Below are 21,288 nucleotides of genomic sequence, written 5' to 3'. Positions count from 1 at the left end.
GGATGCACACCGAGAGCACGGGGCCCCAGGCGCCCGCGGGTCCCTGGGAGCGCTGGGGATGGCTGATGGCCGTCGTGTGGATGGTCTTCCTCGTGTACCCGATCCTGGCGCTGCTGGCGTCGGATGCCGATCTCGCCTGGGTCGTGCTCGGCTGGGCGGCCACGGTCGCGTTCGCCGTGGTCTACGTCATCGGCTTCGTGGTGGGGATGCGCTCGTCCTGGGGGAAGCCGCGCCCCCTCGTCCGCGTGCTGTTCTGGGTGCAGATCGGCTGTGCGCTGATGACGATCCCCGCGATCGACACGCAGGCGCTCAGCTTCCTGCCCTACCTGATGTCGTATGCCAGCTATGGGCTGCGCGGGGTCTGGCACTGGGTGACGACGCTCGGCGGCATCGCCCTCGCCGGCGGCGTGGTGCTGCTCTCCGGCCGGCTGGACGGCCATTTCCAACTGTTGGTGGTGGTGCTGCTGATCGCCGTCGTCAACACGGTGAACACGTGGCTCATCAGCCGCTCGATCGACGCCGACCAGGTGCGCATGGAGCTCGCCACCAGTGACGAGCGTGCATCGATCGCCCGCGACGTGCACGATCTGCTGGGCCACACCCTCACCGCGGTCAAGCTGAAGGCGGAGCTCGCCGAGCGACTCGTCGACCAGGATCCGGAGCGGGCGAAGGCCGAGCTCGCCCAGATCGTCCACCTCACGGGCGAGGCGATCGCCGGTGTGCGCAGCACCGTGACCGGCATCCGCGGCGCGGCGCTGTCGGAGCAGATCCATGCGAGCACGGTCGCGCTCGAATCGGCCGGACTACAGGTGCGGATCGAAGGAGACCCGGTGGCGTTGTCACCGGCCCAGGCGCTGCCGGCCGGATGGATCGTCCGAGAGTCGACGACCAACATCCTCCGGCATGCGCGGGCGCGCTCCGTCCGCATCACGATGGCTCCCGGCGTGGTGGCGATCGAAGACGACGGTCGCGGCGCACGGGGACCCGCGGGCAGCGGCCTTCGTGGCATGTCGGAGCGGGCCGCGGCGGCCGGTGGGGTCCTCGCTGTGGAGGATGCGCCGACCGGAGGCACCCGGGTGAGTGTGACGTGGTGACCGCCCCGATCCGGGTGATGCTCGTCGACGATCAGGCCCTCGTGCGCGGTGCCATGGGGGCGCTGCTCGAGCTCGAAGACGACCTCACCGTCGTGGCCGAGGCCGGCGACGGCGCGCAGGCGGCGGAGCGCGCCTGCGCGGTGCGACCGGACGTCTGTCTCATGGACATCCAGATGCCGGGAGTCGACGGGATCGAGGCGACGCGGCTCGTGCGCGCGGCGAGCCCCGAGACCAGGGTGCTCGTGGTGACCACGTTCGCGCGCACCGGCTATCTGCGGCAGGCGCTGGATGCCGGGGCGAGCGGGTTCATCGCGAAGGACACCCCTGCCGCCGAGCTCGCGCATGCGGTGCGGCGCGTGCATCAGGGTCTGCGCGTGGTCGATCCGGTGCTCGCCGAGGCGTCGCTGTTCGAGGGCGCCAACCCGCTCAGCGAGCGCGAGCAGCAGGTGCTCCGGCTGTCCGCCGACGGCCGGAGCATCGCTCGCATCGCGGCGGAGGTCTTCCTCTCGGCGGGGACGGTGCGCAACCATCTGTCCTCGGCGATCGGGAAGACCGCCACGGAGAATCGCGCGCAGGCGGCTCGAGCCGCGCGCGACAGAGGGTGGATCTAGTCGCGAGACCGGGGTCAGGCGGGAGCGCGGCCGAACAGCTGCGGATCGACGGGCCTCTGCGCGCGCGGGAGCTTCTCCACCACGAGCAGGTACGACTCGGTGACCAGCTCCGTCACGAGCCCCTCCTCGAGTGATGCGCCGGGAGTGAGCGTGATCCAGTGCTTCTTGTTCATGTGGTACCCGGGCACGATGTCGGCGAACGTCTCTCGCAGCGCGACCGCGTCGTCGGGATGCGACTTCAGGGTGATGCGCCCGGTGCCGTCGAGGGGGATCAGGAGGAAGACACGGCCGCGCACCTTGTAGACGTCCCACTCCGGACCGAACGGATTCTCCCGTGCCGACCCGGGCAGTTGCTCGGCGCGTGCCGAGGCCGCGGAGATCAGATCCTGCGCGTCCACGGGTCAGAACAGCCGATCCGCACGCTTGTCGTCGCCGCGCGGGGTCGTCTGCACCCGCTCGTCGAGCTCGGCCGCCGCGAGCAGGGCCTCGTCGATGACCTCCCGATCCGCGTCGGCGGTCAGCCACTCCTCGGCGAATGCGGCGGGGATGAGCACCGGCATCCGATCGTGCACTCCGGCGAGATGCGCCGGCGCCGGGCGCATCACGATCGAGTAGCAGGTGAACGTCGCGCCATCGGCCGTGCGGCCGCGCTGGGTCACGGCGGCCATGCCGAACAGGGCCCCGTCATCGACGAGGAATTCGTGCCACTGCCGTGACGGCTTCTGCATCTCGAACCAGCTCGTGGCGGGCACGATTCCTCTGCTCTTGAGTGCCCCCGGCCTCTCCTGCAGGCGTTCCGAACGGGTGTTGATCGAGGGGAACTTCGCCGGCTCTCCGCCGACGAGGAACCCCCACCACGCGGGCTCCAGCACGGGAGTGTTCTCCGGTTGCACGACGAGCGGATTCAGATTGCGCAGGTTCCGCCCCGTCGGCCGCACGGTCTCACCCGCATTCTGCTCGGCCCACACGCGCAGCCCGTCCAGCACCGCCTCGTCGGCGGCCGCCAGGAACTCCGCATCGGTGAACCGGGGATCGAGACCGTAGCTCGCGCACATGCCGTCAGCGTATCCCCGGCGTCGGACATCCGGGGGAGAGGATGCTCGGTCCGCCGCCGAGTAAGGTCGACACGTGCCCCCGATCCGTCCTCTCCCCGCCCCGGTGGCTCTCGGGGGAGCGATCGCGATCGGCGTCATGACGGCGATCCAGGCGCGGATCAACGGCGTCCTCGGCGTGCGTCTGGACGACGGCATCGTCGCCGGGCTGGTCTCGTTCACGGTCGGTCTGCTGGCGCTGATCCTCGTGATCGCCTGCCTGTCGCAGGCACGACGCGGTGTCGCGCGTCTGTGGCACGGGGTGCGCGAGCGATCCATCCCCGCGTGGATGCTGCTGGGTGGAGCGTGCGGCGCCCTCACGGTCTCCACACAGGGCCTCACCGCCGGGATCCTCGGGGTCTCGCTCTTCACGGTCGGCGTCGTCGCCGGTCAGACGCTGCACGGCCTGGTGCTCGACCGCATCGGCTTCGGCCCGGCCGGAGTGGTCGCCGTCACGCCCGGACGGGTGCTGGGCGGACTGCTCGCGCTCGCCGCCGTGGGCATCTCGTTGAGCGGCGACGTGCTGTCGGCCGCCCCTCTGTGGATGCTGCTGCTGCCGTTCGCCGCGGGGGTCGGCATCGCCTGGCAGGCCGCGACCAACGGTCGCCTTGCCCAGCGGGTGCAGTCGCCGATCACCGCGACGCTGATGAGCTTCATCGCCGGAAGCGTCGTACTGCTGCTCGCCGCCGGGATCAGCGTGGCGGTGCGCGGGATGCCCGATGCGCTGCCGGCGGAGCCGTGGCTCTACCTGGGCGGCTTCCTGGGGTTCGCGTACATCCTGCTGGGAGCGTTCCTCGTCGCGCACACGGGAGTGCTGCTGCTGGGGCTCGGCTCGGTGCTCGGTCAGCTCTCCGCCTCGGTCGTCATCGACCTGGTGTGGCCGACCGCGGCAGGACCCGCTCCGTGGCAGATCATCGGCATGGTCGTCGTCGCCGTGGCATCCGTCGTCGCTGCGGTGCCCCGCCGTCGGCGCCGGGGCTGAGACCTACTTCTTCTTCGACGTCTTCTTCCTCGACTTCTCGGAGGGCTCCGGCATCCGAGAGATCAGCGCGCTCGCGTCGACGGTCTTCCGGCGCCCGGGACCCTTCCCCGCGGGCTTGCGTCCGACGTAGAGCCAGCCGAGGAGAACCTCGTTCTTGCGCAGACCGTGCGCCTTGGCGACAGCACGCGCACGGGTGTACCGGCCGGTGCGCCACAGCACGCCCCACCCGGCCTCGTCCAGCAGCAGGCTGAGCATGTGCGCGACCCCGGAGGCCACGGCCTCCTGCTCCCACTGCGGCACCTTGTCGCTCTTGCGGAAGCTCGCCACGACGGCGATCAGGAGCGGCGCGCGCAACGGCTTCGACGACGGCGACGAGTCGCCCTCCGCCTTCGCGATCGCGGCACCGAGCACCTCGCGGTCGCTGCCGCGCAGCTCGATCAGACGCCACGGACGCAGCGAGGAGTGGTCGGCCACGCGGCCCGCGGCGGCGACGTAGGTCAGCAGCTCCTCGTGCGAGGGCGCCGTGTCGTCGACCTTCGACCAGGACTGACGCGCGCGGGCCGCGTCGAGCGCGCTCACGACTCTTCGGGGGTGAAGTTCAGCGCGATCGAGTTCATGCAGTACCGATCGCCGGTGGGCGTGCCGAAACCGTCGGGGAAGACGTGTCCGAGGTGCGAGCCGCAGTTCGCGCAGCGGACCTCGGTGCGCACCATGCCCAACGTGGTGTCATCGATGAGCTCGACGGCGTCCGGTCGGATGGACTCGTAGAAGCTCGGCCATCCGCACCCGGAGTCGAACTTCGTGCCGCTCTTGAACAGCTCGGCGTCGCACGCACCGCAGGTGTAGAGCCCGGCGCGGCCCTCATCGAGCAGCTCACCCGTCCAGGCGCGCTCGGTGGCGGCTTCCCGCAGCACGGCATATTGATCGGCGCCGAGTTCCTCGCGCCACTCGTCTTCGGTCTTGTCCACGCTGTACGACATGCGTCCTCCTGAGTCGGTCCCCTCCATTGTCTCGCGTCCGACGGCCTCGGGGCGCACGGCGAGAGCGGCGCTGCAGGCAGGGGAGCGGGCCGGAGCAGATGACAATGGAGAGATGGATGACGTCGTGCAGGAGCGCTATGCGAGATTCGCCCGCGACGAGGCGCCCGGTCGGAGCGCCCTCTACGGCGACTGGGCGGCGGGAGTCGCCGGAGACCCGGAGATGCAGGACGTCCTCGCCCGGATCCCGGAGAACCGTCGTCAGCCACCGCTGGTGTTCGCGGTCACCCGACTGCTGGGCGCACCGCTGGAGGGGTACGCGCACTGGCGCCGGTTCGTCGGAGAGCATGCCGACGCGGTCGTGGCCGAGTGCGCTCGCCGCTCGCTCCAGACGAACGAGCCGCTGCGGCTCGCCCCGCTCCTTCCCGTGCTGTCCGAGATCGACGGCCCGCTGGCTCTGCTGGAACTCGGAGCATCCGGAGGCCTCTGCCTGTATCCGGATCGCTACTCGTACCGTGTCGTGGGCCCGGACGGGCGGCTGCGCGCCGCGCTCGACCCCCTCGACGGCCCCTCCTCGGTCGTGCTGGAGAGCACCGTCCGCGGAGATCTCCCCCCGATGCGGATGCCGGAGGTCGTGTGGCGGGCCGGTATCGACCTCGCGCCCCTGGACGCGCGCGAGGATCAGGACCGCCGCTGGCTGCGGGGGCTCGTCTGGCCAGGAGAGCAGGGGCGGGAAGAGCGGATCGATGCTGCTCTCGACATCGTGGCGGCCGACCCTCCGCTGCTCGTCGCGGGGGACGCCCTGGCGGAGGTGCAGGCGCTCGCGTCCGAGGCTCCCGCCGATGCCGCACTCGTGATCACGACGCCGGGCGTGCTCGTGCACATCCCGCGCGCGCAGCGGATCGCCCTCGTGCAGAGCATCCGCACGCTGCGAGCCCGGTGGATCACGATCGATCCTCCGGGGCTGCTCGACCTCGACGGGACGTGGGCGGGTGCCGCGACCGGGTCGGACTTCGTCGTCGCGCTGGACGGCCGCGTGCGGGCATCGGCGGATCCACTCGGGCGCTCTTGGGAGTGGCGCGGGTCCGCGGTCGCCGAGCCGTCCTAACCTGAACCCATGCTCGGAGACCTCACGGAACGCGATCGTGCGATCCTCACGCTGGAGACGGCGTGGCCGCGCCACAGCAGCGCCAAGGAAGAAGTCATCCGCGCGCAGCTCGGCATGAGCGCCGCACGGTACTACCAGCTGCTCGGACGGCTGATCGAGTCGGAGGCCGCGGTCGAATACGATCCGATGCTCGTGCGACGTCTGCGGCGGATCCGGGATTCCCGCGAGCGTGTGCGCGCCGCCCGGATGCCGGGCTTCGTCGGCTGAGCAGGCGGGAACGGCCGCGACGGGCCGCTCGTCCGTCGCGGATTGCCAGGCCGGTGCCGCTAGCATCGAGGGGTGTCAAAGCCCACCCGTGATCGTTTCGACGATGTCCCCCGCTCCGCTGGTCGCGTGGGGGCGCACCGGGCCGAAGCCCCGGGCATGAACGGCTGGGTCGTCCTGCTGTGGTCTTTCGTGGCGGCGCTGGTGCTCATCATCGCGGGCATCTTCGGCTCCCTCGTGGTGATGGGACGCATCTCGCTGTTCCCCGAGGCCGTGCCGAGCTCCGTGCCGACGCCGACGGAGACCGGGGTGGTCGACACCGCTTTCTCGGTGCTGATCCTGAACGCGTCGCCCGACGACGGTCTCGACGAGCAGATGCGGGACGTGCTCGTCAACAACGGCTGGGCCGCCGGCGCGGTGTACGCCAGCGACAGCGACAGCGCGGACTTCGCCACCACGACCGTGTACTACGTCGAGGACGACGACGAGCTGGCGGCGATCGGTCTCGCCGGGGTCATCGGCGGCGCCGCGGTGGAGCAGAGCGATTACTACGCGCAGCTGAACGAGACCGACAGCGAGCAGCTGGTCGTGGTGATCGGCCTCGACCGGACCGCGGCCGGCTCCGAGACGCCCGCCCCCTGAGCGCGCCCCGCTCGGCGGCGCGCGCGGCTTGCACTCGGAGGGGTCGAGTGCCAGAATGGCGTTAGCACTCTCATACCCTGAGTGCTAAACCCCACGTCTACGTCCAGGAGGGACGAAAAAACTCATGGCAAAGATCATTGCTTTCGATGAGGAGGCCCGACGCGGCCTCGAGCGCGGCCTCAACATCCTCGCCGACGCGGTCAAGGTGACCCTCGGCCCGCGCGGTCGCAACGTCGTTCTCGAGAAGAAGTGGGGCGCCCCCACGATCACGAACGACGGTGTCTCCATCGCCAAGGAGATCGAGCTCGACGACCCGTACGAGAAGATCGGTGCGGAGCTCGTCAAGGAGGTCGCGAAGAAGACCGACGACGTCGCCGGTGACGGCACCACGACCGCCACGGTCCTGGCCCAGGCGCTCGTCCGCGAAGGCCTGCGCAACGTCGCAGCCGGTTCCGACCCGATCTCGCTCAAGCGCGGCATCGAGAAGGCCGTCGCCGCGATCACCGAGGAGCTGCTCTCGAGCGCCAAGGAGATCGAGTCGAAGGCTCAGATCGCCGCGACCGCGTCGATCTCCGCCGCAGACCCCGCCATCGGCGAGCTGATCGCCGAGGCGATCGACAAGGTCGGCAAGGAAGGCGTCGTCACCGTCGAGGAGTCCCAGACCTTCGGCACCGAGCTCGAGCTCACCGAGGGCATGCGCTTCGACAAGGGCTACCTGAACCCGTACTTCGTCACGGACCCCGACCGTCAGGAAGCCGTCTTCGAAGACGCCTACATCCTGATCGCGAACCAGAAGATCTCCAGCATCAAGGACCTCCTGCCGATCGTCGACAAGGTGATCCAGGACGGCAAGGAGCTCGTCATCATCGCGGAGGACGTGGAGGGCGAGGCTCTCGCGACTCTCGTGCTCAACAAGCTCAAGGGCATCTTCAAGTCGGTCGCCGTCAAGGCTCCCGGCTTCGGCGACCGCCGCAAGGCGCAGCTGCAGGACATCGCGATCCTCACCGGTGGTCAGGTCATCACCGAAGAGGTCGGCCTCAAGCTGGAGAACGCCACGCTCGACCTGCTGGGCCGTGCGCGCAAGGTCATCGTCACCAAGGACGAGACCACGATCGTCGAGGGTGCCGGTGAGGCAGCCCAGATCGAGGGTCGTGTCACGCAGATCCGTCGCGAGATCGAGAACACCGACAGCGACTACGACCGGGAGAAGCTGCAGGAGCGTCTGGCGAAGCTCGCCGGTGGCGTGGCCGTCATCAAGGCGGGCGCTGCGACCGAGGTCGAGCTCAAGGAGCGCAAGCACCGCATCGAGGACGCCGTCCGCAACGCGAAGGCGGCCGTCGAAGAGGGTGTCGTCGCCGGTGGTGGCGTGGCGCTGATCCAGGCCGGCACCAAGGCCCTCGCCACGCTCTCCCTCACGGGTGACGAGGCGATCGGTGTCAACATCGTGCGCGTCGCGATCGAGGCTCCGCTGAAGCAGATCGCGCTGAACGCCGGTCTCGAGCCGGGTGTCGTCGCGAACACGGTCGCCGGTCTCCCCATCGGTCACGGCCTCAACGCCGCGACCGGTGAGTACGGTGACCTCTTCGCTCAGGGCATCATCGACCCGGCCAAGGTGACGCGTTCGGCTCTGCAGAACGCCGCCTCGATCGCCGGTCTGTTCCTCACGACCGAGGTCGTCGTCGCCGACAAGCCTGAGAAGGCCGGCGCTCCGATGGGCGACCCGTCGGGTGGCATGGACTTCTGATCCTCACCGGTGCGGAGGCTTTCGCCTCCGCCGACAGAAACGCCCCGGCCTCGGCCGGGGCGTTTCTGTTTGCCGCGGGGGCTCGGCGGCCTCAGCGGAAGAGGCTCGCCGAGTACTGGTCGGCGTCCGCGTACTGCGTGGCGGCGGAGCCGAGCGCGGTGCTGATCGACTCGAGCACCTGCTCGACGTGCAGCTGCGCCCCGCGCCACTGCTCGGCGCACGTCTGGAACGCGCTCGAGGCGGTGCCCACCCAGGACGACTGCAGCTGACCGAGCTGCGCCATCAGCGACGCGGACTCGCCCTGCAACCGCTCCATGGTGGCACGGGCCGCGCCGTGGGCGGCCTGGACGGCGTCGGTGTCGACGGTGAAGACAGACATGGGAACTCCTTCTTGTAGGGACTTCCGACGGTAGGCGTCCGCCGCTCCTTCCGGACGGACTTCCCGTCCTCCGCCCGGTGGCTGTGCGCAACGACGACCCCGGGGCTCCTGTGCGGAGAGACACGGATGCCGCGAGGGGCGCGAACCGCTACAGATCCACTCGATCGATGGGCTGCGTGTCCTGAAGCAGGTGGGCCGGGGTCGCTCGCGAGGGGGCGAGGGGCAGCGTGACCGTGAAGGTGGCTCCTCCACCCGGCGTCTCGGACACCGCGACATCCCCGTGCAGGGCCTTCATGATCGAGGACACGATCGCGAGGCCGAGGCCGGAACCGCCGGTCTCACGAGCCCGCGAGGTGTCGGCACGCCAGAAGCGCTCGAAGATCTGCTCACGGATCTGCGGCGGGATGCCCTCCCCGTGATCGACGATCGCGATGCTCCCCGTTCCGCGGACCCGGTCGGAGTCGACGACGATCTCGATGGCTCCGTCCTCGGGGGAGAAGCGGCGCGCGTTCCCGAGCAGGTTCGTCACCACCTGACGGACCTTGTTCTCCTCACCGAGGACGATCGGCGGGGTGCGCACCGGGGTGTCGGCGACCTCGCTGAAGTCCAGCATCGTGGGCGGCGTCGTGGCGGAGGCCCGTGACCGGCGCCGGAGTCTGCTCAGCGTTCCGCGAGAGGCGGGACGGGCGACCGGGGTCTCCGGGGCCGGCTTCGGGATGCTGCGTGTGGGGGCCGACACCGACTCGATGGTCAGATCGATCACGGTCACGGATCGACCCGGCGCAGCCGCCCGCAGGTCGAGCGCCGCGTCGCGGGCGATCGGTCGCAGGTCGACGGAGACGATCTCGGGCTCTCGCTCCTCGTCCAGACGAGCGAGCGCGAGCAGATCCTCGACGAGGACGCCCATCCGAATGGCTTCCTTCTCGATGCGCTCCATGGCGCGGGCGGTGTCCTCCTCGCCGGTGATCGCGCCCATCCGGTACAGCTCGGCATAGCCGCGGACGCTGACCAACGGCGTGCGCAGCTCATGGCTGGCATCGCCGATGAAGCGGCGCATGTGCTGCACGGTCCGGTCCCGCTGCGCGAGCGAGGCATCGACGCGGTCGAGCATCGTGTTGATCGCGGTGTTGAGGCGTCCCACCTCGGTGGTGGGCTCCAGGTCCGTCAGGCGCTGGCTGAAGTCACCCGCCGCGATCGACATCGCCGTCGACTCCACCTGGCCGAGGCGGCGGAAGGTGAGGGTGACGAGCCCGCGCGTGAGCAGCGCGGCGATGAAGATCGTGATGAACGCGATCGTGATGTAGATGCTGAAGTACTGGCTGATGACCCGATCCGCTCCCGCGAGCGGCAGCGCCACCAGTTGGGTGCGCAGGGCCCCGCCGTCCGAGGTGAGCACGGCCACCGCGGCGACGTAGCTCCGGCCGTCGGCGTCCTCGAGGGCGAGAGTCTTGTCTTCGTCCTGTTTCGCCTGGGAGGTGGAGTACGCGCTCGGGAACAGGGGGGCGGCGCCGGACGAGTTGCCGGTCGTGGCCAGCAGTGCGCCTTCGGCATCGTAGATCGCGAAGGAGAAGTCGCGGGGCTGCTCGTCCCGCGGCGTGTAGACGGTGCGGCCGTCGACCGTGGCCGTGTCGAGATAGCGCTCGGCGAGATTGCTCGACACGAGTGCCGGAAGCTGCGCCTCGATGTTCGACACCAGCGCGGAGCGCAGCAGCGGCACGGTCCCGATCCCGGCGATCAGCAGGCCCAGTGCCAGCAAGGCGACGGTGACACCCGTGACCTTCGCGCGAAGGCTGATCCGCCGCCACCAGTTGGTGACCGCATCCGGCTTGTGCGCCATGCGGTCCTCCCCGTGTGCGGCGTCGTGCGGTGAAGCGGTGCTCAGGCCGACTTGCCGACCTTGAGCATGTACCCGAAGCCGCGCTTCGTCTGGATCAGGGATTCCTCGGTGTGCGGATCGATCTTGCGACGGAGGTACGAGATGTAGCTCTCGACGATGCCGGCGTCGCCGTTGAAGTCGTACTCCCAGACATGGTCGAGGATCTGCGCCTTGGACAGCACCCGGTTCGGGTTCAGCATGAGGTAGCGCAGCAGCTTGAACTCGGTGGGGCTGAGCTCGATCGGCTCCTTGCCCACGTGCACGTCGTGGGTGTCCTGATCCATCGCCAGCTCGCCGGCTCGGATGATCGACTCCTCATCGGCCTGCATGGTGCGCCGCAGGATCGCCTGTGCGCGAGCGACGATCTCGTCCAGGCTGAACGGCTTGGTGACGTAGTCGTCGCCGCCCGCGTTCAGGCCCTCGATCTTGTCCTCGGTGCCGTCCTTGGCGGTCAGGAACAGGATCGGCGCGGTGAAACCGGCGCCGCGCAGACGCTTGGTGACGCTGAATCCGTTCATGTCCGGAAGCATCACGTCCAGGATGATGAGGTCGGGCTCCTCTTCGAGGACCGCGGAGATGGTCGCCGCGCCGTTCGCGACCGTCTTCACCTGGAACCCGGCGAAGCTGAGACCCGTGGAGAGCAGGTCACGGATGTTCGGTTCGTCATCGACGACCAGGATGCGTGCAGCAGTCATGACCCCATTATGGTGACTTCGGCCATGATGATGCTGACCATTGCTCGGAATGGCGCGGTCTCACCGCTCCGCGGGCGGCGGATCGCGGCCGTCGGGAGCCGACGCACAGGCGCATCCGCAAGGATCGAGGCATGAGTTCGCACGAGGAGATCGCCTTCCATCGCCTGGCGCGCCTGCGCCCGCGCTACCGCTGGTGGCGGGTCCTGCTGACGGGACTGCTCGGACTCGTCTTCTACATCGTGCTCCTGCTGCTGCTGATCGTCCCGATCGTGATCGCGGGTGTGCTGCTGCCGGGATGGGCGGCCGAGATGCAGGTGCTCCTCACGACGACGCAGTACTTCGATCTCGAGCGTCCGTGGCTCTTCCTCGCGCTCGTGGTGCCGCTGATCCTGATGATCCCCGCGCTCTTCGCGGCCTCCCGGATCGTGGAGGGCCGCGGGGTCGGGATGCTGTCCTCGGTGGCGGGGCGGTTGCGATTCGGATGGCTCGGGAGGAGCCTGGTGCTCGCACTCGCCGTGTTCCTCGTCTACTTCGCCGTGCTGCTCGGCTGGTCCGTCGCGGCGGGGGAGCCGATCGAGCCGGACTTCTCCGCGCCCGGTCTCGGCGTGATGGTGCTGCTCGTGCTGCTGTTGATCCCGCTGCAGGCCGCAGCGGAGGAGTACGTGTTCCGCGGTTACCTGATGCAGCTGATCGGCGGCTGGCTGCGGCATCCGGCGTTCGCGATCCTGCTGCCCGTCCCGCTTTTCATCCTCGGACACGGGTATGACGTGTGGGGTGCGGCGAGCGTGGGCGTCTTCGCGGTCGTCGCGGCCTGGCTCACCTGGCGCACCGGCGGGCTCGAGGCCGCGATCTCGCTGCACATCGTCAACAACGTGCTGATCTTCCTGCTCGGATCGGTCGCCGTCGTCGATGCGAATGCGACCTCGGGCACACCGATCGACCTCATCGCCTCCGCGGCCGCCATGGTGGGGTACGCCGTCCTCGCTGATCGGTGGGCCGTCCGACGGGGCATTGCCCGGACGGCCTCCGTGCGGGCCTCCGAGGGCGCCGCCGGCACCCACGCGCTCCCGCGCGTGCTGCGCGGCTGACGGCGCCTCCGACCCCTCTCAGGCCGCGGCGAGGTCGTCGGCGTCGAGGATCGTGTAGCTGTAGCCCTGCTCGGCCAGGAAGCGCTGGCGGTTCTGCGCGTAGTCCTGGTCGATCGTGTCGCGCGCGATGAGCGTGTAGAAGCTCGCGGTGTGCCCCGACTGCTTCGGCCGCAGCAGACGACCGAGACGCTGAGCCTCCTCCTGGCGCGATCCGAACGATCCGGAGACCTGGATCGCGACGGAGGCCTCGGGCAGGTCGATCGAGAAGTTCGCGACCTTCGACACCACGAGGAGCGAGATCTCGCCCTCGCGGAACTGGCTGTAGAGCTTCTCGCGCTCGTCAACGGGGGTCGCGCCCGTGATCTGCGGGGCATCCAGTGCGGCGGACAGGGTCTCGAGCTGGTCGAGGTACTGGCCGATCACCAGGATGCGCTCGCCCGGGTGCTTCGCGATCAGTTCGCGGACCGTGTCGATCTTGGCCGGAGCGGATGCCGCGAGGCGGTAGCGCTCGTCGTCCGTCGCGGCGGCGTACTCCAGCCGGTCGTCCGGGGGCAGGTCGACGCGCACCTCGTAACAGGCGGCGGGGGAGATGAAGCCCTGCGCCTCGATCTGCTTCCAGGGGGCGTTGAACCGCTTCGGCCCGATCAGGCTGAACACGTCTCCCTCGCGCCCGTCCTCGCGCACGAGCGTGGCCGTCAGGCCGATCCGCCGGCGGGCCTGCAGATCGGCGGTGAGCTTGAACACGGGGGCGGGGAGCAGATGCACCTCGTCGTAGACGATGAGGCCCCAGTCGAGGGCGTCGAGCAGCGCGAGATGGGCGTACTCGCCCTTCCGCTTCGCGGTGAGGATCTGGTACGTCGCGATGGTGACGGGCTTGACCTCCTTGGCCTGCCCGGAGTACTCCCCGATCTCCTCCGGGGTGAGGCTCGTGCGCTTGAGGAGCTCATCGCGCCACTGCCGGGCGGAGACCGTGTTGGTCACCAGGATCAGGGTGGTGGTCTTCGTCGCGGCCATGGCGCCGGCGCCGACGATCGTCTTCCCGGCACCGCAGGGCAGCACCACGACGCCCGAGCCGTCCTTCGAGAACGCGTCGACGGCGTCCTGCTGGTAGGGGCGGATGTGCCAGCCGTCCTGCTCCGACAGCTCGATCTCGTGCGGCGTGCCCGGCGTGTATCCGGCGAGGTCCTCGGCGGGCCAGCCGATCTTCAGCAGCTCCTGCTTGATCTGTCCGCGGGCCCAGGCGTCGACGACGAAGGTGTCGGGCTGGGGGTGACCGATCAGCAACGGCTGGATGCGCTTGTTGTTGGCGACCTGGGCGAGCACCGCAGGGTCCGAGGAACGCAGGATCAGCGTGCCCTCGTCGTCGCGCTCGATCACCAGACGGCCGTAGCGGTTCACGGTCTCGCGGAGATCGACGGCGACGGAGGGCGGCACCGGGAACCGCGACCAGCGGTCGAGGGTCTCGAGCATGTCCTCCGCCGAGTGTCCGGCCGCGCGGGCGTTCCACAGGCCCAGCCGGGTGATGCGGTAGGTGTGGATGTGCTCCGGCGCACGCTCCAGCTCGGCGAAGATCGCCAGCTCGTGGCGGGCGCTCTCGGCATCGGAGTGGGCGACCTCGAGGAGCACGGTGCGATCGCTCTGGACGATCAGGGGTCCATCAGACATAGCTGCCCAGTTTACCGGGCGTGGCGGGGCGCGGGGCTAGGAAGCGACGATCGTCGCGGATCGGATGCTGGACACCGGAAGCGTCCGCTCCACGTCGGCCGCTCGATCGCGACCCCGCAGCCGTCCTCCGCCGAGACCGGTGGCCTCGAGCAGCAGCTCGCGGGTGGAGCCGTCCGGCATCCCGACCGTGACCTGCAGGACGGCCTTCGCGCGCACGGCTGCCTCCAGCTCCCTGTCCATCCAGGCGGCGTCGGCATCGGGGCCCTGCTGCGATCGCAGTCGCGCGATCAGCGGGGTGAGATCCGTCCGGGAGGAGGCGAGCGGGTCGACGTCGAGGGCCGGATGCCGCTCTCCCACCACCGTCCGGCCGTCGGCGCCGACCAGGGTCGCCGGATAGCGGGCATCGGTCAGGGCCCAGAACACGGTGTCGCGGCCGACCCTCGTGGTCAACGCGTCGCCGTGCCGCGTGAGTCCGAGCGGCCGCAGAGCCTGATCGACGGACATCGCCTCGATCAGGTGCAGGTCGCTGCTCTCGATGCGCGTCCGTCCGCTCTCGTCCTCCGTCGAGACGCGGACGAGACCGTGGCGCTGCGCGGACTGCGTGACGAGATAGTGCAGAGGCTGCGGGATGCCGGTCAGGGAGATCTCGGTGAGGAAGTCGAGGATCGACTCCGCGGTCTCTCCCGAGGCGAAGGCGCGCGTGATCGACTCGGTCGTGAACCGATACGACGAGGCCTGGGCCGCGGACTCGCGCGCGGCGATCGTGCGGAGCCGCACGTCGAGCGGCGGTGCGAGGGGCCCCGGGGCGATCGCGGTCAGATCGTTCTGCAGGAAGATGCGGTCGACTTCGGCAGGCAGCAGGCGGGCGAGTTCGGCGGGGTCCGCCGGCTCCCCTGCGCGCAGCGGGACGGACCACGCCGGTTCGGTGTCGTCTTCGGCGAGCAGGCCGAGCAGTCGGGCGGACGTCAGCAGCTGGTCGCTGTGCTCCGGCCACGAGGGATCCCAGGGATGCGCCCCGCGCCAGTCGGTCGGTGCGAGCCAGCCGCCGTCGGCCGTGCGCAGACCGCGGGGCAGGGCGTCGCGGAACGCCGTGGCCAGCGCGGCCCAGCGATCCGCCGCCGAGGAGCGGAGCCATTCCTCGGCGATCGATGCGGTGCGCAGCCTGCGTCCGTCGGCGACGACGAGCCCGGCGTCGAGGGCGACCGCGACGAGCGGATCGACGAGCTCGATCGGCACCCCGGCCTCGCTCAGCTGACGTTTCTCACCGGCGCTCACCGACCCGCCGGCGAGCAGCGCGAACGGGGAGTCGCGCGTGATCAGGACGAGGTCGGCGAGGATCGAGACGGTCGTGAACGCGCGCTCGGCCGCGTGCGCCGCCGCATCCTCCGCTGCGGGTTCGGAGGCGGACGTGTCGTCGGAGACGGGAGGGACGGAAGCGCGCCCGGCCAGCGCCGCGACCACAGGGGGCGGCGGCGTGCCGTCGGGGCGCAGCAGCGCAAGGGAGATCAATGCCTCGCGTTGCGGGCCGGCGTCGTCGCCGGAGGCGGCGCGCAATAGGCCGCGGGCCTCCGCCGCCGTCAGGGTGGGAAGAGCTCTCCCCACGGATGCCGGGTCGAGCAGCGCCTCCGCGGCGTCGAAGAAATCGTGCCAACCGGAGTCCGCCCGCACGCGGCGCGCCGTGAACAGATGGAGCAGCTCGTCATCGCTCGCCGCGGCAAGCCAATCGGCCAGCGGGCGTGCGTGGGTGGTCATGCCGAATCCCTCAGCGGCGCGATGCTGCGCGACCTTTTCGGATGAAGCTCATCACGAGCAGCGCGATGATCATGACGAAGGCGACGGGCAGACCCCAGAAGGGGATGGCCGCGACCGCCGGCCACACGCCCTCTCCGAACGCGCTCTGGTCCATCCCCGCGGCCGTGCCGATGATGATCGCGAAGAAGCAGATCACGGAGGCGGCGGCGATTCCGAGCGCGGCGAATGCGAGGATTCGATCCAAGCGCCGGATGGGAATCTCCGGTTCGGAATTCTGCGTGCTCATCTCCCTCACCTTAGCCTCTCCCGCCCATCGGGTTCGGCTGCTCCATGAGCGGTAGGCTGGGGGGAGGGCGCGCACCGGCGCGTCCTCACTTTCCGCACCGAATCAGCGAGGTTCTCCCATGCCCACCGGCAAGGTCAGGTTCTACGACGAAGACAAGGGCTTCGGTTTCATCGCAGCCGATGACGGCCAGGACGTCTTCCTGCATGCTTCTGCCATGCCCACGGGCACCGCCGTGAAGACGGGGGCGCGCGTCGAGTTCGGTGTGGCGGACGGCAAGCGCGGCCTGCAGGCCCTCTCGGTGCGTGTGCTGGAAGCACCCCCGAGCCTCGCGAAGGCCAAGCGCAAGCCGGCTGACGACATGGCCATCATCGTCGAAGACCTCGTGAAGCTGCTCGACACCATCGGCGGCGACCTGCGTCGCGGACGCTACCCCTCCTCGAGCCACGGTCGCAAGATCGCGGCCGTCCTGCGCAAGGTCGCCGATGACCTCGACGCCTGACGCCGACGAGCGTCTCATCGGAGCCCACGATCTCGCGCTCTCCGCGCTGCGCGAGATCACCCCGGCATCCTCCATCGGCCCCGCCGCCGGCTACCTCCTCGAGGACGACGGCTCGGTGTCGCTGCGCTTCGCGAACCGTCTCCCCGGCTACCCGGGCTGGTTCTGGACCGTGACGGTCGCCGCCGTGGAGGACGCCGAGCCCACCGTGCTCGAGATCGAGCTGCTTCCGGGCGACGGCGCGCTGCTCGCACCCGAGTGGGTGCCGTGGGTCGAGCGCCTGGCCGAGTACCGGTCCCACCAGGCGGAGCTCGCCGAGCAGGCCGCTGAGGGGGAGACCGGCGTCGACGGCGCCACGGAGACCGACCCGGATGACGGGGATGATTCGGATCTCGACGGCGACGACGATGATCTCGACGACGACGACGACGACGACGATGATGACGACCACGTGGCCGACATCCTGCACGCGGGCGACGTCGACGGCGTCGACATCGACGAGCTCGACCCGAGCGCGTCCGACGACGATTCGGCCGAGGACGGCTTCGAGGCGTCCGACGACGGCTACGACGAGGACGAAGACGAAGACGGCGCCGACGCTGACGAGGAGTCAGACGCCGACGCCGACGAGTCCGAGGAGGAGTGACCTCCGGCGCTCAGGCGCCGAGGTTCTCCAGCACGTGGTCGAGTGACCGTGTGAGCTGGCGCACGTCGTCCGGCTCGATCGACACGAACGTCGCGACGCGCAGCTGGTTGCGTCCGAGCTTCCGGTAGGGCTCGGTGTCGACGATCCCGTTGGCGCGCAGCGTCTTGGCGATCGCCGCCGCGTCCACGCTGTCGTCGAAGTCGATCGTGACGACCACGGGCGAGCGGTGCGCCGCATCGGCCACGAAGGGCGTCGCGACCGCGGACGCGGCAGCCCAGTCGTAGAGCACGCTGGACGACTCGGCGGTGCGGGAGGCCGCCCAGCCGAGCCCGCCGTTGTCGAGGATCCAGCGGAGCTGGCTGTCGAGCAGGTGCAGCGTGGTGAGCGCCGGGGTGTTCAGCGTCTGGTTCAGCCGCGAGTTGTCGAGGGCGTTCTTGAGGCTGAGGAACTCCGGGATGTAGCGGCCGGACGCCGCGATGCGCTCGATGCGCTCGATCGCGGCGGGGGAGGCCGCGGCGAACCAGAGGCCGCCGTCCGAGCCGAGGTTCTTCTGCGGAGCGAAGTAGTAGACATCGGCCTGCGCGGCGTCGACGTCGATGCCTCCCGCCGCGCTGGTCGCGTCGATCACCGTCAGCGCGCCGTCCACCTCGACCCGCTCGACCGGAGCGGCGACACCCGTGGAGGTCTCGTTGTGCGGCCAGGCGTAGACGTCGACGCCCTCGACGATCTCGGCGGCGACGCGCGAGCCCGGGTCCGCCTTGCGCACATCGGGCGCCTCGAGCCACGGCGCGGCGGCCGCGGCGGCGAACTTGCCGCCGAACTCGCCGAAGACGAGGTTCTGGCTGCGTCGCTCGATCAGGCCGAAGGCCGCGGCATCCCAGAATGCGGTCGACCCGCCGTTGCCGACGAGGATCTCGTAGCCTTCGGGGATCCGGAACAGGGCGGCGAGCTGCTCGCGCACGCTGCCGACGAGGTTCTTCACCGGCGCCTGACGGTGCGATGTGCCGAGGATCGATGCCCCCGACGTGAGCAACGCCTCGAGCTGCGCGGGGCGCACCTTGGAGGGTCCGCAGCCGAAGCGGCCGTCGACGGGCAGGAGGTCACGGGGAATCTCGATCGCCATGCGTCGATTCTAGGGTGCGCCGCCCGAACCCGATCACCGTGCGAGCCCGGATACCCCGCGGGAATGTAGGCTTACCTAAGAACCTCGGAGGGCCTGCACATGACGGATCTGATCGACACCACGGAGATGTACCTCCGCACCATCCTCGAACTCGAGGAGGAGAACATCGTTCCCCTGCGGGCCCGCATCTCCGAGCGCCTCGGGCATTCGGGGCCGACCGTCTCGCAGACCGTGGGGCGGATGGAACGCGACGGGCTCGTGGTCGTGTCCGAGGACCGCACTCTCGAGCTCACCGACGCCGGCCGGCGCAAGGCCGTCGACGTGATGCGCAAGCACCGCCTCGCCGAGCGCCTGCTCTCCGACGTGATCGGTCTGGACTGGGCCTACGTGCACGAGGAGGCCTGCCGCTGGGAGCACGTGATGAGCGAGCAGGTGGAGCGCCGCCTCGTCGAGCTGCTCGGGCACCCCACCGAATCGCCCTACGGCAACCCCATCCCCGGTCTCGACCAGCTCGGAGATCTGCCGGCGCGCACGTTCGACGAGGGCGTCATCGGGCTGGTGCAGAAGATGACCGCGGCGGGAGAGCCGATCGAGGGCACCGTTCGTCGCCTCGCGGAGCCGGCGCAGGTCGACCCCGAGCTGCTCGAACAGCTCCGCGACGCGGGGGTCATGCCCGGTGCGCACGGCGACTTCCGCTTCAGCGAGGGCTACGTCCTCATCCAGATGGACGGCAAGGAGGACGGGCTGGAACTGCCCGTCGAACTCGCTTCGCACATCTTCCTCGTGGGGGAGCCCGCCTAGAAAATGGCTGATCAGAGCGCCTGTGCGAGGATTAACAGCTTCGCGGGGTGACATGATCGTTATCTTCCGGTAACCTCGGTGAAGTCGCCAGCGAAGCCCGTTGGAGACGAACCGCGAAGATCGCCTTTCTGGCTTGTCGTCGTCGCGGCAGGACGAACAAAGCACCCGAAGCTGCCGTCGTGTCACGAAGAAGAGTGCCGACGAGTCAGCGCTACCCGAAGCGCGCAGGCGCAGGAGGAACAGAGTTTTGGCCGCAGAGATCGAACCGCCCGCGAAGAAATCTGAAGACCGAGCACCCGCACGCCGCACCGGCATGCGCGGCGCTTCTCGGACCTCCGTGAAGCCGCTCCGCTCCATCGTCATCTTCGGTGCCGTGGGCGCTCTGGTCGCCGGTGTCGCACTCCCCGCATACGCCGCGTCGAAGCCGATCGAGGCCACGGCCACGGTCCAGCAGCTCGCCGCGGTCGATGCCCAGTCGCTCGTCGTCGCCTCCGCGGCGACCGCGGCACCGCTCAACCGCGGTACCTTCACGGCGACCACGCCGGAGGAGATCGCGAAGAAGAAGGCCGAGGAGGCCGCCGCAGCGCGAGCCGCCGCCGCCGCCAAGAACGCCACGGCGTCCACGAACTACAACACCGCCGGATACGCCCTCACCTCGCCGGGCTCCGGCGAGGTGCGCTACCCGCTGCCCGGAGGCTCCTACACGCAGGGACGCACGATCGGCGGCGCCCACAACGGTGCCGACATGCTCGCCCCCGCCGGCACCCCGATCTACGCCGCCGCTGCCGGCGTCGTCCGCGCCTCCGCGGAGAGCATCGGCGGCTACGGCGTGTGCGTCATGATCGACAGCGTCGTCGGTGGTCAGCGCGTGCAGACCACCTACGGCCACATGACGTACGGCTCGCGTCAGGTCGCGGCAGGCCAGACGGTGTCCGCCGGTCAGCTGATCGGCTACGTCGGCAGCACCGGACGTTCGACGGCCAACCACCTCCACTTCGAGGTCTGGATCAACGGCGGTCTCGTCGAGCCGTACTCCTGGCTCGCCACCAACGCCGGCTGATCTCCTGCCGAACACACCGAGAGTTCATCCCCAGTTTCGCCCCGCACCCCGGGGAATGGGTTAGCCTGATCCCGTTGTCGTACGGACGGGAGAAGCTGATGGCGCGAATACCGAGCATCCGAACCATGGATGAGCTCGGTCGTCACGTCCTCCTGCATCGCCCGCAGGGATGCCACGGCGTTGCCGTGCGCGAAAGGCGCTGTCTCTGAGACGGCGCCTTTTTTCGTCCCTGCGCACACTCTGTCGTCTGCGCGACCTCCTGTGATTCGAGAGCGCCGGGAAGCCGTCCCGGCGGATCGAGAGGATGAGACGAATGCGCACACTGGTCCTGAATGCCGGATACGAGCCGCTGGCGATCGTGTCGTTCAAACGAGCGCTCGTGCTCGTGATGAACGACAAGGCGACCGTGATCGAACGCGTGGAGGACGACCCCGTCTGGGGCAGCCACGGGGTGTACGACCGCCCGGCCGTCATCATCCTGTCGCGCTACGTGCGGGTTCCGAACAGCAGACGCGTCCCGGTCACACGGCGCGGCGTGCTTCGTCGCGACAACCACCGCTGCGGCTACTGCGGCAAGACGGCATCCACCATCGATCACGTGCTTCCGCGCTCGCGGGGCGGAGCCGACTCGTGGGAGAACCTCGTGGCGTGCTGTCTGCGCTGCAACAACGTCAAGAGCAACCGCACGCCCCAGGAGATGCGGTGGGAGCTGCGCTTCACACCTCGGCCTCCGCACGGGACCGCCTGGACCGTACGCGGCACCGAGAGCAGCGACCCGCGGTGGGAGCCGTACCTGGAGCTGGCGGCCTGACCGCTTAGACTGGAGGGCGCGCCCTCGTAGCTCAGGGGATAGAGCAGCCCTCTCCTAAAGGGCAGGTCGCAGGTTCGAATCCTGTCGAGGGCACCCC

At 69.6% G+C, this 21,288-nt stretch carries 24 protein-coding genes and 1 tRNA gene; 14 read left to right on the top strand and 11 right to left on the bottom strand.

Annotation, left to right across the window (positions count from 1 at the left end):
* Positions 1 to 2 precede the first annotated feature (2 nt).
* A complete protein-coding gene (locus tag ACWA14_RS11375; protein ID WP_463793519.1) occupies positions 3 to 1,094 on the top strand; it encodes a sensor histidine kinase in 1,092 nt (363 codons plus the stop codon).
* A gap of 17 nt (positions 1,095 to 1,111) precedes the next feature.
* On the top strand, positions 1,112 to 1,705 hold the full coding sequence (locus tag ACWA14_RS11370) for a response regulator (RefSeq protein WP_463797437.1): 594 nt from the start codon (positions 1,112 to 1,114) through the stop codon (positions 1,703 to 1,705).
* 14 nt (positions 1,706 to 1,719) lie between these two features.
* Here the strand turns inward: ACWA14_RS11370 and ACWA14_RS11365 are convergent, their stop codons facing one another.
* Both ACWA14_RS11365 and ACWA14_RS11360 read right to left on the bottom strand, forming a co-directional pair.
* Positions 1,720 to 2,103, bottom strand: a complete 384-nt coding sequence (locus ACWA14_RS11365) for an MmcQ/YjbR family DNA-binding protein (RefSeq protein ID WP_463793515.1) — start codon at positions 2,101 to 2,103, stop codon at positions 1,720 to 1,722.
* Positions 2,104 to 2,106: 3 nt separating this feature from the next.
* Positions 2,107 to 2,760, bottom strand: a complete 654-nt coding sequence (locus ACWA14_RS11360; RefSeq protein ID WP_463793512.1) for an SOS response-associated peptidase family protein — start codon at positions 2,758 to 2,760, stop codon at positions 2,107 to 2,109.
* Positions 2,761 to 2,863: 103 nt separating this feature from the next.
* On the opposite strand from ACWA14_RS11360, the gene ACWA14_RS11355 reads away from it, so the two are divergent.
* A complete protein-coding gene (locus tag ACWA14_RS11355) occupies positions 2,864 to 3,778 on the top strand; it encodes a DMT family transporter (protein WP_463797435.1) in 915 nt (304 codons plus the stop codon).
* Between the two features lie 3 nt (positions 3,779 to 3,781).
* On the opposite strand, the gene ACWA14_RS11350 is transcribed toward ACWA14_RS11355, so the two are convergent.
* Both ACWA14_RS11350 and msrB read right to left on the bottom strand, forming a co-directional pair.
* Positions 3,782 to 4,357, bottom strand: a complete 576-nt coding sequence (locus tag ACWA14_RS11350; RefSeq protein WP_463793509.1) for a nitroreductase family protein — start codon at positions 4,355 to 4,357, stop codon at positions 3,782 to 3,784.
* Positions 4,354 to 4,758 carry a peptide-methionine (R)-S-oxide reductase MsrB gene (gene msrB, locus ACWA14_RS11345; protein ID WP_463793507.1) on the bottom strand — a complete coding sequence of 135 codons (405 nt, stop codon included), beginning with the start codon at positions 4,756 to 4,758 and terminating at the stop codon, positions 4,354 to 4,356. The genes ACWA14_RS11350 and msrB overlap by 4 nt, the downstream gene beginning before the upstream one ends.
* 112 nt (positions 4,759 to 4,870) lie before the next feature.
* On the opposite strand from msrB, the gene ACWA14_RS11340 reads away from it, so the two are divergent.
* From ACWA14_RS11340 to groL, 4 genes are all read left to right on the top strand, one after another.
* Entirely contained in the window at positions 4,871 to 5,863 is a 993-nt protein-coding gene (locus tag ACWA14_RS11340) for a DUF2332 family protein (RefSeq protein WP_463793505.1), read from the top strand.
* A 9-nt stretch (positions 5,864 to 5,872) separates the two neighbouring features.
* Entirely contained in the window at positions 5,873 to 6,130 is a 258-nt protein-coding gene (locus ACWA14_RS11335) for a DUF3263 domain-containing protein (protein WP_463793503.1), read from the top strand.
* Positions 6,131 to 6,202: 72 nt separating this feature from the next.
* Positions 6,203 to 6,769 (top strand): LytR C-terminal domain-containing protein, encoded by a 567-nt coding sequence (locus tag ACWA14_RS11330; RefSeq protein ID WP_463793501.1) that lies wholly within the window; start codon positions 6,203 to 6,205, stop codon positions 6,767 to 6,769.
* Positions 6,770 to 6,893: 124 nt separating this feature from the next.
* Complete coding sequence (gene groL, locus ACWA14_RS11325) at positions 6,894 to 8,513, top strand: chaperonin GroEL (protein ID WP_463793498.1); 1,620 nt, start codon at positions 6,894 to 6,896, stop codon at positions 8,511 to 8,513.
* 91 nt (positions 8,514 to 8,604) lie between these two features.
* Here the strand turns inward: groL and ACWA14_RS11320 are convergent, their stop codons facing one another.
* From ACWA14_RS11320 to ACWA14_RS11310, 3 genes are all read right to left on the bottom strand, one after another.
* Positions 8,605 to 8,892 (bottom strand): WXG100 family type VII secretion target, encoded by a 288-nt coding sequence (locus ACWA14_RS11320; protein ID WP_463793496.1) that lies wholly within the window; start codon positions 8,890 to 8,892, stop codon positions 8,605 to 8,607.
* 148 nt (positions 8,893 to 9,040) lie between these two features.
* Complete coding sequence (locus ACWA14_RS11315) at positions 9,041 to 10,729, bottom strand: sensor histidine kinase (RefSeq protein WP_463793493.1); 1,689 nt, start codon at positions 10,727 to 10,729, stop codon at positions 9,041 to 9,043.
* Positions 10,730 to 10,770: 41 nt separating this feature from the next.
* Positions 10,771 to 11,463, bottom strand: coding sequence for a response regulator transcription factor (locus tag ACWA14_RS11310; RefSeq protein ID WP_141871123.1), 693 nt, complete (start codon positions 11,461 to 11,463; stop codon positions 10,771 to 10,773).
* A gap of 131 nt (positions 11,464 to 11,594) precedes the next feature.
* Between ACWA14_RS11310 and ACWA14_RS11305 the strand changes: the two genes are divergently transcribed.
* The gene (locus ACWA14_RS11305; RefSeq protein WP_463793489.1) at positions 11,595 to 12,551 is read left to right on the top strand and encodes a lysostaphin resistance A-like protein; all 957 of its coding nucleotides are present in this window, start codon (positions 11,595 to 11,597) and stop codon (positions 12,549 to 12,551) included.
* An 18-nt stretch (positions 12,552 to 12,569) separates the two neighbouring features.
* Here ACWA14_RS11305 and ACWA14_RS11300 read toward each other — a convergent pair whose 3' ends face one another.
* From ACWA14_RS11300 to ACWA14_RS11290, 3 genes are read right to left on the bottom strand one after another with little or no spacing between them, the layout of a single operon-like run.
* Entirely contained in the window at positions 12,570 to 14,216 is a 1,647-nt protein-coding gene (locus ACWA14_RS11300; protein WP_463793485.1) for a DNA repair helicase XPB, read from the bottom strand.
* Between the two features lie 36 nt (positions 14,217 to 14,252).
* Positions 14,253 to 15,968 (bottom strand): helicase-associated domain-containing protein, encoded by a 1,716-nt coding sequence (locus tag ACWA14_RS11295; RefSeq protein WP_463793482.1) that lies wholly within the window; start codon positions 15,966 to 15,968, stop codon positions 14,253 to 14,255.
* 10 nt (positions 15,969 to 15,978) lie between these two features.
* Entirely contained in the window at positions 15,979 to 16,254 is a 276-nt protein-coding gene (locus tag ACWA14_RS11290; RefSeq protein WP_463793480.1) for a multidrug ABC transporter ATPase, read from the bottom strand.
* A gap of 118 nt (positions 16,255 to 16,372) precedes the next feature.
* Between ACWA14_RS11290 and ACWA14_RS11285 the strand changes: the two genes are divergently transcribed.
* Together ACWA14_RS11285 and ACWA14_RS11280 are read left to right on the top strand one after the other, a co-directional pair.
* Positions 16,373 to 16,753: a cold-shock protein gene (locus ACWA14_RS11285; RefSeq protein WP_463793478.1), complete on the top strand. Its 381-nt coding sequence runs from the start codon at positions 16,373 to 16,375 to the stop codon at positions 16,751 to 16,753.
* Positions 16,737 to 17,396: a DUF3027 domain-containing protein gene (locus ACWA14_RS11280; protein WP_463793474.1), complete on the top strand. Its 660-nt coding sequence runs from the start codon at positions 16,737 to 16,739 to the stop codon at positions 17,394 to 17,396. The genes ACWA14_RS11285 and ACWA14_RS11280 overlap by 17 nt, the downstream gene beginning before the upstream one ends.
* Before the next feature lie 10 nt (positions 17,397 to 17,406).
* Here the strand turns inward: ACWA14_RS11280 and serC are convergent, their stop codons facing one another.
* Complete coding sequence (gene serC, locus ACWA14_RS11275) at positions 17,407 to 18,519, bottom strand: phosphoserine transaminase (RefSeq protein ID WP_463793473.1); 1,113 nt, start codon at positions 18,517 to 18,519, stop codon at positions 17,407 to 17,409.
* A gap of 99 nt (positions 18,520 to 18,618) precedes the next feature.
* Between serC and ACWA14_RS11270 the strand changes: the two genes are divergently transcribed.
* From ACWA14_RS11270 to ACWA14_RS11255, 4 genes are all read left to right on the top strand, one after another.
* Positions 18,619 to 19,320 carry a metal-dependent transcriptional regulator gene (locus tag ACWA14_RS11270; RefSeq protein WP_463793471.1) on the top strand — a complete coding sequence of 234 codons (702 nt, stop codon included), beginning with the start codon at positions 18,619 to 18,621 and terminating at the stop codon, positions 19,318 to 19,320.
* 337 nt (positions 19,321 to 19,657) lie between these two features.
* Positions 19,658 to 20,380, top strand: a complete 723-nt coding sequence (locus ACWA14_RS11265) for a M23 family metallopeptidase (protein ID WP_463793469.1) — start codon at positions 19,658 to 19,660, stop codon at positions 20,378 to 20,380.
* Between the two features lie 313 nt (positions 20,381 to 20,693).
* Positions 20,694 to 21,191 carry an HNH endonuclease gene (locus tag ACWA14_RS11260; protein WP_463793467.1) on the top strand — a complete coding sequence of 166 codons (498 nt, stop codon included), beginning with the start codon at positions 20,694 to 20,696 and terminating at the stop codon, positions 21,189 to 21,191.
* Positions 21,192 to 21,211: 20 nt separating this feature from the next.
* Positions 21,212 to 21,284: transfer RNA gene (locus ACWA14_RS11255), tRNA-Arg, on the top strand.
* The last annotated feature ends 4 nt before the right edge of the window (positions 21,285 to 21,288 follow it).

Source organism: Microbacterium sp. TW_SC_2, from assembly GCF_055361165.1.
The sequence above is the reverse complement of the archived record's forward strand: the minus strand, read 5'-3'. Positions and strand labels throughout refer to the sequence as shown.